Source organism: Bacteroides sp. AN502(2024) (genome assembly GCF_041227145.1).
Lineage (GTDB): Bacteria > Bacteroidota > Bacteroidia > Bacteroidales > Bacteroidaceae > Bacteroides.
This window is the reverse complement of record NZ_JBGFSP010000003.1, coordinates 1,390,769-1,403,271: the sequence shown is the minus strand read 5'-3', so window position 1 is coordinate 1,403,271 and position 12,503 is coordinate 1,390,769. Positions and strand designations below refer to the sequence as shown.

Genomic DNA, 12,503 nt, shown 5'->3' with positions numbered 1-12,503 from the left:
GAAGAAACAATTATGAAGAAATTACTATCTATATTATGTGCCGGATTGCTGCTATGTGGCGCAGGGCTCACTTCCTGTGAGAACTATGATGATCCGGTGACGGGAAATGCGTATGGCAATAATTCGATTCCGGAAGGGCGCACGATTTCAATCGCTGCATTGAAAGAGAAATACAATGACTTTATTGATACAGATAAAGACACTTATACGACTATCGAAGAGGAAACGCGTATTGAAGGAGTGATCACTTGCGATGACGAAAGTGGAAACCTGTACAAGAAGCTGGTGGTCGCAGACGAAACGGGTGCTATCGTTATCGGTGTCAATGCAACCGGATTGTATGCCTTCTGCCCGGTAGGACAGAAAGTGGTAATCGACTGTAAAGGTTTGCAGATAGGTAGCTATCGTAAACAGGCACAGATTGGAACAGTTTATAATAATTCTGTAGGCCGTATGCCTGAGTATGTCTGGAAGCAACATGTACGTTTGATTAATGAACCTAAATTATACTATCCGGAACTGACACCGATTGAGATTTCCACTCCTGCCGATCTTAAAGCTATAGACTTGAAAGAAGCTCCGGTATTGGTTACTTTCAAAAATGTGAAACTTTCCGAAGCGGATGGAACAGCTACTTACGCTCCGGGAGATGAAGGTTCTGTGAAACGTTATTTTACGTATGCCGACGGTACACAGAGTGGAAGTAGCTTATTCCTTTATACTAGTGCTTATGCAAACTTCTCGTTGGAAGTGATGCCGCAAGGCAGTGTAAATATTACAGGTATTCTGTTGCGTTACAATAATCAGTGGGAGGTTATTGTCCGCACTTTGAACGATATCAAACGAAATAATTAATTCAATAAACACATATAATTATGAAAAAGATTCTAAATGCTTTATTCTTGACACTGCTTGCGGTGTTTACATTTAGTTCATGTAGTGATGTACCGGCTCCTTACGATATATTGGGAGAAGGTGATGTCCCGGGATTGACGGGTGATGGTACAAAAGAGAATCCATATAATATTGAAGCAGCGCAGAAAAAACAAGACGGTTCTATTGCTTGGGTGCAAGGATATATTGTGGGTGCTATAGAAAATGTATATGATGATAAAGGAGAATTTGCAGGCAATAAAGCCAGCTTTACTGCTCCTTTTAATATCACATCTAATGTGCTCATTGCTGAAAGTCCTGATGAAACTAATGAAAGCAAATGCTTGCCGGTAAAAATAAAGAATGGAAGTGCTCTGTCTACTGCTTTAAATCTGAAAGACCATCCTGAAAATCAGGGAGGAGTCTTATTGATTCAAGGTGAGTTGAATGCCGGTTTTGGTAAGGCAGCATTGATTAATACGACAGCAGCAGTATTTAATAATAAGGGGATTGGTGAAGAACAAGGCGGTGGAGAAGAACTAGACCCGAATAATCCTTTGGGATTGGATACTTCAGTAGCTCCGTTGACTGATTTTTCTAACGACTTTTCAGATGTTGAACATCAAAAAGATTATTCAAAAGTCGGTTGGATTAACAAGGCCGTAAAAGGAACGAGAGTATGGCAAGGAAGCATTTTTACTTCTCAAAAATATTTGGCAGCTTCAACTTATGGGGTAAATAGTGGTGAGACAGCAGAATATTGGTTTGTGACTCCTTACTTTACTGTTAGTGCGGAAAAGCAATTTACTTTTAAAGCTACTGTAAATAAGTATTCTGAAACAATGTCTTTGAAGGTATTCTTCTTGCAGATGAAAGATGGTAAAATGGAACGTCATGAAATATCTGTTACTGATATTCCTACTACCGGTGCGTATCAATGGACAGGTGATTTAAAGGTAGCTCTAAGTACTTATGCTGGACAGAATGGTTTTATCGGTTTCCAGTATATAGCAACACGAGGTGAAGAGGTACAGACTTATGGAATTGATGACATTGTGTATGGCGAAGGTGGCGGAACTGAAGCTCCTGCTGGTGATGACCCGTTTGGATTAGATGCTTCTAACCCTAAAACAACTTTTGAAGCGAACTTTGAAGACATCACAACACAGAACCAGAATTATAGTTTGGACGGGTGGATTAATAAGGCTATTCAAGCGACTAATATTTGGCAAACTGGAACCTATAAAAGCGATAAATATATTAAAGCAACCCCTTATAATGTAGCTGCTGATGTAACAATGGAGGCATGGTTTATCACTCCTGCCTTTACTGTTAATTCGGCTAATAAATTTACATTTGACTGTGCCGGAGCAAATTGGAAAGAAGGTATGACACTGAAAGTCTTCTTTTTACAGAAGGAGGCTAATGGAAAGGTTATTAGAAATGAAATCTCAGTTAATCAGATTCCTACTTCGGGAACTAATTTTGCATGGGTGAAAGATATCAATGTTGATTTGAGCAGTTATAATGGTAAAGTGGGGTTTGTTGGATTCCAATATATAGTTGTAAGTACAGGTGTAAATAAGAGTTTGCCTACATACCAAATTGACAATGTGAAATATGGTACAGGTGAAGGTGGTGGAACTGAACCGGAACCAAGTACAGGTGAACTATTTATTTCTGAATATGTAGAAGGTTCTTCTTATAATAAATATATAGAAATTTACAATCCAACTAGTCAATCAATCGATTTATCTTCTTATGTGTTAAAACTGGAACAAGATGGTAAAGGGACGTGGACTAAAGAAGTTACTTTAAGTGGTTCGCTCGCTTCCAAGTCTGTTATTATATATAAAAACAGCCAGGCTACTGTTTATGCTGGAGAAGCTATTGTTAATAATGATGTTATCAATTTTAATGGTAATGACCCTGTAGGGTTATTTAAGAATGGAAAGCTAATAGATCTTTTTGGCGCATCTTCAGAAACACCGGGACAAGCTGTCGCAGATTTTGCAAAGGATAAGACTTTTAGGAGAAAGGCTACAGTAAAAGCTCCTTCTACGGTCTTTAATACAGAAGAGTGGGAGGTCTTAGCTAAGAATGATATATCTGGATTAGGTTCTCATACCATGGAATAATTAATTAAGTTTGAGTAATAAAAGGAGGCCTGTTTACAGGCTTCCTTTTTGTGCTTTTAGTATAGATATAATGGTTATATGATGAAATATAAATTTGCATATCTGCTGAATGTTGTATTATATGTTTTAGTATGTATCTCTTGCGATAGCGATGACGAAAATAACAATAACTCCAGTAATTTTGCCACCGGCATTGTAGAACTCCCCGCTCTTCGCAATGGTGCAAACGATGTATTAATAACTCACTCTACTACTTTCAAAGGACAGAAAGTAACCTCTTTCAGTATGGAATACGATAAGAGTAAGAAGCACTCTCGTTGGGTTGCATTCAGATTCGATAATCAAACTAGACTGCATGATGGGGCAACTCGTGGTAATGAATTTATTCCGGACCCTTCTCTTGATACGGAATATCAGCGTATTCAAGCTGATTTTGGAAGAAAAGGTTATGATAGAGGGCACCTCTGCGCTTCTGCCGACCGACTTTATCAGCAAGAAGCCAACGACCAGACCTTTTATTATACGAATATGAGTCCACAACGGAACAATTTTAATACAGGAATTTGGGTGGATTTGGAAGGACAAGTGCAGTCATGGGGTCGTAGTTGTACAGCTTCAGATACCTTATATGTGGTAAAAGGCGGAACGATTGATAAGGAAGAACAAATAAAAGAATATATAGGTGGTGACCGTAGCAAGCCTGTTCCTAAATATTATTATATGGCTTTATTGTTTAAAAAGGGAGAATCTTTCAAAGCGATTGCCTTTTGGATGGAACATACTGACAATAAACCGTCAAAACCAATAAAGCTTGTTGACTATGCATTATCCATAGATGAACTGGAAGAAAAGACAGGAATTGATTTCTTTCCGAGTCTGAATGATAATTTAGAAAATGTGCTCGAGGCTACCTATTTAGCCAAAGCGTGGCCGGGGTTGGGATAAGATCTCCGTTAATAATAGCTCAGGATATCGTCAATGGATGCGTGGCACTGGTATATTCAAGGAGGGTTATACTTCAGGATTCTACTATCCATTTTTCAATATTACGGGTTTTCTCACTGAAGTTAATCCCTATCTTGAATAATTTTCGCCCATCCGTTTTGAAAGGCAGCGCATAGCATTTGTCGTTAATTTGCTGCAAAGCCTCTTCTGCTGTTCCGTTTAGCTTGAATTCCATAATATAAATGAATTTGTCTGTCTGCAGGACGAGGTCTATGCGTCCGTTATTGGTGTGGTATTCCATTCACATTCGCATAAAAAGGAAGCAGAAAACGAATAAATCCTTCTTCCACTTCACGATTTGGGAAACCTAAGCGATATATCCCAAACTCTTCATCGTACCCTTTGATAGTGAGATATCCGCTTTGGTAAATCACCGGGATCGGGTTGGTCGATTCGGAGTCGATGCTGTTCAATACTTGCGCATCGGTTTCTTCGTGTGCCATACGTTCCAGATCATAATGATGCTTTTTCAGCAATTTCACCAGATAGGTAGGTGTACCCGTCTCAAACCAATAACTACCGAATTCCTTATATTTGAAAGCATTAAGTAGACTAAACGGATTATATATGCCGATAGAATTATGTGTAAAATGATAGCCGTCATAATATTCTTCTAGTTTTGCACAGAGCTTGTCATACGATAAGCCTTGCGTTTTTGCAAACTCATGTAGTTCGCCATCTAAGTTCTTATGAAGCTCCTGAATACTGACACCGCAGATTTCAACATAATCTTTTCGCATCGATATGTCATCCAAATTATTCAAGTCGCTAAACACACTGACTTTGCCGAACTTTGTAACGCCGGTCAGGAATGCAAACTTTATATAGCCATCCATCGTTTTGAGTGCCCCATAGAAAGGTTTTAACGTATCTCGGAATTGCTTTTGCAACTCTTCGTTGCCGATGGCTTGTAACATGGGCTTATCATATTCATCTACCAAAATAACTACACGTTGCCCTGCCTGTTTGCAGGCGCGTTCTATGATGCCGGCAAAACGCAGGGAAAATGAACGTTCGGAAGGCTCGGCACCATAGAGCTTTTCCCACGCAGTCAACGATTTTTCGAGTATATTATCCAGACTTTCCGGTACATCATATTTTTCGATATTAAGGTCCAGATGTAATATCGGATATTTAATCCAGTCCTTTTCCAGCTTTTCTACAGCCAGCCCTGCAAACAGTTCCTTTTTCCCTTGAAAATAGGCTTTCATAGTAGAGATGAGCAGGCTCTTCCCGAAGCGGCGTGGGCGGCTTAAGAAATAATAACTACCGGTTTTGACCATCTGATACATCAATGCCGTTTTATCAATATAGAAATAACCGTCATTACGAATCTTTTCGAAATTCTGTATGCCAATGGGGTAAATTTTAGTGCTCATATACTCCGGTTTTATAAATCAACTACACAAAGGTAATAAATTCCCCGGGTACTTCATTGTTTTTAGAAAGAATAAAGTATAAGCACGATTGCTTTTAACCGAATGAAGTGTAGAAAACAGTGTGTACTGTTTGAAGTCTATATTTTAATGCCTATATTTGTCTACATTTCAATTTCATAAGGACTGGCATTATGGATACTACTTTCAGAATATACCCGATAGGGATACAGAATTTTGAAGACTTACGCAATAATAACAACGTCTATGTAGATAAGACGGAGTTGATTTATCGTTTGGCTAATACCAATAAGGTTTATTTCTTGAGTCGGCCCCGTCGTTTCGGGAAAAGTCTGTTGGTATCTACTTTGGATGCTTATTTTCGGGGGAAGAAGGAGTTGTTTCAAGGGTTGGCGATGGAACGTTTGGAGAAAGAGTGGAATGTTTATCCGGTGTTGCACCTTGATTTCAGTATGACAAAATACACTGCCATGGCTGATTTGGAAGAACGCTTGAATCTTCAACTTCGTGAATGGGAACGTATTTATGGTAGTGACCCGGAAGAAGAAGGTTATGCGGCTCGTTTTTCCGGAATAATAGAGAGGGCATATCAGCAAACCGGTTTGCAGGTAGTTGTGCTTATTGATGAATACGATGCCCCTTTATTAGACAGTAACCATTTGCCGGAACTGCAAAATCAACTTCGTGAAGAGATGCGGAAATTCTTCAGTCCTTTGAAAGCGCAAGGAGAATATCTTCGTTTCCTGCTTATGACGGGTATCAGTAAATTCAGTCAGATGAGTATTTTCAGTGAACTGAATAATTTGCAGAATATCAGCATGAGAGACGACTATAGTGCTATCTGTGGTATAACCGAACGGGAATTACATACGCAATTGAGAACTGATATTGAAATGATGGCACAGGCTAATAATGAAACTTATGAGGAGGTCTGTATGCATTTGAAACAACAATATGACGGATATCATTTTAGTAAAAACAGTGAAGATGTTTACAATCCTTTCAGTTTGTTTAATGCGTTTGCTCAAAAGAGCTATGGTAATTTCTGGTTTTCTACCGGGACGCCTACTTTCCTGATAAATCTATTGCAGCAGAGTAATTTCGACATTCGCGAGTTGGATGGCGCAACGGCTACTGCAGAGCAGTTTGATGCACCAACGAGTGTTATTACCGATCCTCTTCCTGTTCTTTATCAGAGTGGTTATCTTACCATCAAAGGGTATGACCCGGAGTTTCAACTCTACACATTGGCTTATCCTAACAAAGAAGTGCGGAAAGGATTCATCGAATCTCTAATGCCTGCTTATGTACATCTACCTGCCCGTGAGAATACATTTTATGTCGTTTCTTTTATTAAAGATTTGCGTGCCGGCAGATTGACCGAATGTCTGGAACGAATCAGATCTTTCTTTGCTTCGATTCCCAATGATTTGGAAAATAAGCAGGAAAAGCATTATCAGACAATCTTCTATTTGTTGTTTCGTTTGATGGGACAGTATGTGGATGCGGAGGTGAAGAGCGCAATCGGACGGGCGGACGTAGTAGTAAAGATGCAAGATGCCATTTATGTCTTTGAATTTAAGGTAGATGGAACTCCGGAGGAAGCACTGGCACAAATAAATAGTAAGGGATATGCTATTCCTTATCAGCCGGATCATCGGAAAGTGATGAAAATAGGCGTTAACTTTGATAGTGCGACAAGAAGCATTGGAAATTGGAAAATCGTAGAGGAAGCCTGATTCTTTCTCTCCCTATTGATTTCGTCAATTCCTCTTTCAACCTATCACCATCGTTCTGAAACTCTTTATTCATCGTATTTACGGAGTGGTGATAGGTTATCCCTAACCTATCACCTGTATCTGTCACCTATCACCTGCCGGAGAGGTGTATATTTATGCTCTTTTCGGCTTGATCCGCACCACTTTATAAACATTCCCGCGTTTGGTGTGCGTGGAAGGCACTTGATTCTTTTGCAATATTCTTCCGAACTGAATAATATTGCAATCGGATATATGAATTCTACTGTCGTGTTGCACCTGTTCCAGTATCTCAATAGCAAGAAGTGACTCATATTCTTCGTCCTCTTCTTTGGCAGCCCGGAAAAACTGGTGGAATAACTGCTCCGCAATGGGGGTCACTTGAAATTCCTGATTGGCTTCGGTCATAACCTTCTCATCTTCAGTGTCGAACCAGTAGCGTTCTCCCTTGTAGATATCGTGCATGGCTTGTGCATACAGTTGTTCGTAATCGATTGGAGAACAGTCAATCGGACCGGTTACATTGACAACAATGTAGCGTCGGCTTCCGGATGTGTCAGTCAGTAAGTCTTTGTGGTTGCTTGTTCCTATGAATGAAGCGTAACGGCGCATCTCTTGTGTGGCAGTGGCGTGAGGACGACGGATATTAACCACCGGCTTTTGCAGGATATGTTTCAAAAAAGCCTGTTGGCTCACTCTGTTTTGGTCGAATTCATCCATGTTGATGAGTGCAAAACGATTGAGAGCCAGCTCGGCATCCCTTTTATTACTGAAATCGATTCGGTCGGTATAATATATCTGTAGTTCCGGTGGCAACAAATTCCGGCAGAAAGTCGATTTTCGATAAGCTTGCGGACCGACAAGTAGCGGTACCGTACAATTGGCATACTTTCGATCCGTGTGACGCCAATGTGCCACCATGTTTAGAAACCAACGGTAAAACAGATCCGGCCAGTGGGCGTTGTTGCAGGGAACACGAGAGGCCAGTGCACGAATCCGGTCGCGTCCGTCCCAACGGACATCTATTCCGAAAAGAAAATCCTCGATAGGGTTGAATATCGGGATGCGGTCGGAATCGAGGTAACGAAGCACGTCCCGGTCCCATAAGTTGAGACCTTCCAGGCGTGCATTCATGGCGATACTGTTGCGTATACGGTTGCTGATGGGTCGGAAACAAAAACAAAAGGTGTTCCGTTCGCGGAATTCCGTAACAGTCGTCATGGTGTTATAACGAAATTCGTATCGGCGTTGCATAAACTCTTCCATTCGGAATTCCAGTTCCTGTTCGGCTGATAAAGGTAATTTTTGTCCGAATCCCTTGGCTCCTGTGTATACGTTCTGTATGGTTTTCCGGATGAGAAATTCTTTCTTTGGAGTATAGAAATGAGCGATTGCCCAACGGGCTGTTTCTTCTTCCGGTATGCCTGCCTGAAAGCAGTTTTCCGCCAGGCGGACCAATAATGGTTTGAGATCTTCATCGGAGTGTAGATGTATGTGGGGATGAAGTTCGCTTAGTGAATGGTAAGCCTTGTTCAGAGCCGCTTCGAAGAGTGCGGATAACGTTTCGAAGCTGTCATAACCGGGAATCAGTCGTTTGAAAGGAGAGGTTTCTGCCTGTACGGACTCTTTGTAGGTTGTATCCGATGGCATCTCCAGTGGCTGACGCATATAAATGACGGTGGAATCGGGATTATAGTAAAGTTCCGGATCACACGTTTGCCGGCAGAATTGCTCCAATGTCGGATTTTTTAGTTCGATGGAGTAGGAGAGTGCCGGTTGATAAAGGCTGACGGCTTTTCTGTAGGCGTGAGCCTGGAATATTTCTGCTTCCTCCCGGTCTTTAGGAAGTGATTTGTCCGGACGCGTGAAGCGTAGCCATATTTTAACGGAATGACCGCTGGAACCCATAAAGGCGGCGAAAGTCTGTGTAAGTTCCGATGCCTCTTGTTTGATACGGTTTACTTCCGTCCGATTTGCCAGATGGTTGACTTCTATTTGTACAATGCCGTTATATCCGGTCATTTGTGTACCATTCGGGGTTTTGCGGAAGTTAGCCGCAGGAATGACTTTGGGCAGTTTTTGAGCTGCTTCCAATTTACTGTCCGGTGAGGCATAACGTATGCTTGTCCGTAGATTACTTATCGGTCGGGCTTTCGTTTCATGCTTCATCGCTTCAATTTGTAGGTTTATGTCCAACGTGCGCATGGTTGATGTGCCGTTGTTGTCCCGCATCAAAGTAATCTTCATGTTAAAATGTTTATTATTTATGCCTTTTATTAAAGGTGTATAAAGATAGGCTTTATTATCCGGTCTGCCAAGCTTTTTCGTGTTTATTATAGTATTGCAGTTTGAAACAAAGTGTTTTTGCGGCTTGGAACAAAGTGTTTAGCGCCTTGAAATGTCTTATACGGATTTAGGTTGACACCTTTTTAGAGACATAAAAAAAGAAAAATTATGTCTAAATTATCTCGTAAGATTTATTCTGAGACTTTCAAATTGGAAGTTCTCCGTGATTACTTCAGTAGCGGTTTGTCAATGTTTGCTACTGCCAAGAAATGGGGTTTACCCAACCATACTTATATTCTGCGTTGGCAAAAGTGTTATGCAATTGATTCGGATTCCTTATCTTTGTCCCCCGAACTTCTGTCAGATCTTCAAATGAAAAAGAATCCAAAATCAAAATCTAAAGAAGAACTTCTTGAAGCGGAAAATTTGCGTCTGAGAAAGGCTTTGGAACTTGAAAAACTTCGTTCCCATGCCTTTGAAAGACTGATTGAACTCACAGAAAGAGAAGAAGGGATTTCCATCTTAAAAAAAGATGGTGCCAAATAGTCACCGGCCTTCGTGAAGAGTTTCCTCACATCAGTGTGAAAACCCTTTGCGGACTGTTTGGCATGTCTTCCCAGGCCTATTACAAAAAGAAAAAAAATCTTTTGTCGCGTCATCAGATCAGAACAGCCATCTTGGATGCCGTCTTCTTCTACCGCTCAAAGGCTCCGGGCATCGGTGGTTTGAAATTATACCATGAGCTCCGCTCCCTTTATGGAAGCGAGATAACCGGAGGGCGGGATGCCTTCCTTCATCTGCTGCGTTCGGAACGCCTTATGCTGCCCCCGAAGAAACCCAGGCATACGACGGACTCCCACCATCTTTACAAGAAGTATCCGAATCTGATCAAGGGGGTAACGGCACAATACCCGAACCATATCTGGGTATGTGACATCACTTACATCTGGATTGAAGGTGGCGTATGCTACCTCCATCTTGTAACGGACATGTACTCACATGCCGTTTTAGGATGGGTGCTCTCTCCCAGTTTGCATGCCGAATATACGCTACAGGCACTGGAACAGGCCATCAATGAGGCTGGAGGTGGCAATCTTTGCGGCACAATCCACCATTCCGACCGGGGGGTACAGTATGCCTGCGATGCCTATATCGACACACTGGTCACTCATCATATACGTGTGAGCATGACTGAAGATTACAACCCGACGGACAATGCGGTAGCAGAAAGGATGAATGGCATCCTGAAAACGGAATGGATATACGGCATGTCGCTGTTCAGGGATAAAGAGATGGCACGGGAGCAGATTACGCGAATGATTGACTTCTATAATAATGGACGACCACATATGAGCATAGGTATGAAAAAACCCATGGACGTATATCATGGAGAGGTGCCGGGAAAATCATTGTGGAAAAAATAAGGTTCCATATGATAAATAAATACTATATTTGCGATACCGAGAGCCCGAGCACACTCAGATTTGTCCATTGTTTTTACGTATGACAACTATCTTAGGAGCAAAGGGAAGAAACTAACAACTGTTTTAGTTATGAATAACAGAATGTGACAACTTATTTAGTAACTAGCCTCTAAAAGTGACAACCATTTCTAGTATAAGTCAAAACAAAGTGTTTAGCGCCTTGAAACAAAGTGTTCAGCGCCTTGAAACAAAGTGTTTCAGCGCCTTGGAACAAAGTGTTCAGCGCCTTGGAACAAAGTGTTTCAAGCAATTGAAACATCTTGAAACAAATCGCAAAAATTAGCCCTTTGTCCCAATATTGTCCTAAATAAATTGGGGGGAACAAATAAAAAGGAAGTAGAACTAAGGTAAAATGACTACCTTAGTAGCAAGCTACCAACTCATCTACTTCCTATGGCAAATATAACACTTTTCGCACAGGTAATATCACATCTCCCGAAAGAAAATATCAGGAAAATCATAAAATCTTCGGGGTCAGACAAGCATTGTAAGGGCTACAATACATGGAGTCAGTTTGTTAGCATGATTTTCAGCCAATTCTCAGGATGTGATTCAGTCAGAGATATCTCAAACGGGCTGAAATCAGCCACCGGCAACCTCAATCATTTGGGAATCAACCGTGCACCATCCAAGTCAACGGTAGCATATCAGAACGCCAACCGAGACAGTTCGGTTTTTCGCGGCATATTCTACTCGTTGTTTCAGTATTTCGGACAGCAAGCCCTATGGCAACGAAGAAAGTTCCGTTTCAAGATGCCGATAAAACTGCTCGACTCCACATTGGTGTCATTGACTCTGTCAATATATGACTGGGCACATTACACTACCACCAAGGGGGCGGTCAAGATGCACACGCTATTGGACTATGACAGTCTTTTGCCGGAGTTCGTGAATATCACCGATGGCAAAACCACCGACAACAAAGCTGCTTTTGATATTGAGTTACATCCGTATAGTATTGTAGTAGCCGACCGAGGCTACTGTGACTACTCATTGCTGAATAATTGGGACAGCAGCAACGTGTTCTTTGTAGTGCGTCATAAAGACAATATCCGGTACAAAGCCATAGAGGAGTTGCCTTTGCCTGAAAAACACGCTCAGAATGTACTTATTGACGAAATAATCGAGTTCGAACTCTCGGCGGCCAAATCCAAATATCCCAAACGTTTACGTCGCATCGCAGTATGGAACGATGAACACGGTTTTGAAATTGAGTTACTCACAAACAACTTCACATTGGCAGCATCAAGCATAGCGGCTCTGTACAAGGCTCGGTGGAACATAGAAATCTTCTTTCGCAACCTCAAGCAACTGCTACGCATCAAGAGCTTTATCGGCACATCCCGCAATGCCGTAGAGACCCAAATATGGACTGCTATGACTACAATGCTGATTCTGACATGGCTAAAGCACATCGCAAGATACAAATGGGCATTGGCTAACCTTGTGGTCACGCTCCGGCTGAACACATTTACCAAAATCGACCTCCAAAAATGGCTTGATCAACCATTTACACCACCTCCCGAAACCATCGAAAACGATTAGGGGGGATTGATTTTGAAC

The 12,503-nt window shown here is 41.5% G+C and carries 8 protein-coding genes and 1 pseudogene; 7 read left to right on the top strand and 2 right to left on the bottom strand.

All coding sequences use genetic code 11. The annotated features are described in order from the left end of the window. Positions 1-12 precede the first annotated feature (12 nt). From AB9N12_RS05470 to AB9N12_RS05460, 3 genes are all read left to right on the top strand, one after another. On the top strand, positions 13-855 hold the full coding sequence (locus tag AB9N12_RS05470) for a DUF5689 domain-containing protein (RefSeq protein ID WP_369890365.1): 843 nt from the start codon (positions 13-15) through the stop codon (positions 853-855). A gap of 20 nt (positions 856-875) precedes the next feature. Then, positions 876-3,011: a choice-of-anchor J domain-containing protein gene (locus AB9N12_RS05465; protein ID WP_369890363.1), complete on the top strand. Its 2,136-nt coding sequence runs from the start codon at positions 876-878 to the stop codon at positions 3,009-3,011. Between the two features lie 81 nt (positions 3,012-3,092). Continuing rightward, on the top strand, positions 3,093-3,956 hold the full coding sequence (locus tag AB9N12_RS05460) for a DNA/RNA non-specific endonuclease (protein ID WP_369892812.1): 864 nt from the start codon (positions 3,093-3,095) through the stop codon (positions 3,954-3,956). Between the two features lie 73 nt (positions 3,957-4,029). On the opposite strand, the pseudogene AB9N12_RS05455 reads toward AB9N12_RS05460, so the two are convergent. Continuing rightward, a pseudogene (locus AB9N12_RS05455) lies at positions 4,030-5,395 on the bottom strand (AAA family ATPase). Positions 5,396-5,586: 191 nt separating this feature from the next. Here AB9N12_RS05455 and AB9N12_RS05450 point away from each other — a divergent pair. Beyond that, a complete protein-coding gene (locus AB9N12_RS05450) occupies positions 5,587-7,152 on the top strand; it encodes an ATP-binding protein (RefSeq protein ID WP_369890361.1) in 1,566 nt (521 codons plus the stop codon). A 153-nt stretch (positions 7,153-7,305) separates the two neighbouring features. On the opposite strand, the gene AB9N12_RS05445 is transcribed toward AB9N12_RS05450, so the two are convergent. Then, the gene (locus AB9N12_RS05445) at positions 7,306-9,417 is read right to left on the bottom strand and encodes a BT4734/BF3469 family protein (protein WP_369890360.1); all 2,112 of its coding nucleotides are present in this window, start codon (positions 9,415-9,417) and stop codon (positions 7,306-7,308) included. Positions 9,418-9,624: 207 nt separating this feature from the next. Between AB9N12_RS05445 and AB9N12_RS05440 the strand changes: the two genes are divergently transcribed. The 3 genes from AB9N12_RS05440 to AB9N12_RS05430 all read left to right on the top strand — a co-directional run bounded on the left by AB9N12_RS05440 (position 9,625) and on the right by AB9N12_RS05430 (position 12,485). Continuing rightward, on the top strand, positions 9,625-10,002 hold the full coding sequence (locus AB9N12_RS05440; RefSeq protein ID WP_369889012.1) for a hypothetical protein: 378 nt from the start codon (positions 9,625-9,627) through the stop codon (positions 10,000-10,002). 35 nt (positions 10,003-10,037) lie between these two features. After that, positions 10,038-10,880 (top strand): IS3 family transposase, encoded by an 843-nt coding sequence (locus tag AB9N12_RS05435; RefSeq protein WP_369889013.1) that lies wholly within the window; start codon positions 10,038-10,040, stop codon positions 10,878-10,880. A 453-nt stretch (positions 10,881-11,333) separates the two neighbouring features. Beyond that, positions 11,334-12,485, top strand: coding sequence for an IS4 family transposase (locus AB9N12_RS05430; RefSeq protein ID WP_369888970.1), 1,152 nt, complete (start codon positions 11,334-11,336; stop codon positions 12,483-12,485). Positions 12,486-12,503: the final 18 nt, after the last annotated feature.

Coding starts and splice junctions, on each gene's coding strand:
- AB9N12_RS05470 (WP_369890365.1), top strand. CDS start 13: ATGAAGAAATTACTATCTATATTATGTGCCGGATTGCTGCTATGTGGC.
- AB9N12_RS05465 (WP_369890363.1), top strand. CDS start 876: ATGAAAAAGATTCTAAATGCTTTATTCTTGACACTGCTTGCGGTGTTT.
- AB9N12_RS05460 (WP_369892812.1), top strand. CDS start 3,093: ATGAAATATAAATTTGCATATCTGCTGAATGTTGTATTATATGTTTTA.
- AB9N12_RS05450 (WP_369890361.1), top strand. CDS start 5,587: ATGGATACTACTTTCAGAATATACCCGATAGGGATACAGAATTTTGAA.
- AB9N12_RS05445 (WP_369890360.1), bottom strand. CDS start 9,417: ATGAAGATTACTTTGATGCGGGACAACAACGGCACATCAACCATGCGC.
- AB9N12_RS05440 (WP_369889012.1), top strand. CDS start 9,625: ATGTCTAAATTATCTCGTAAGATTTATTCTGAGACTTTCAAATTGGAA.
- AB9N12_RS05430 (WP_369888970.1), top strand. CDS start 11,334: ATGGCAAATATAACACTTTTCGCACAGGTAATATCACATCTCCCGAAA.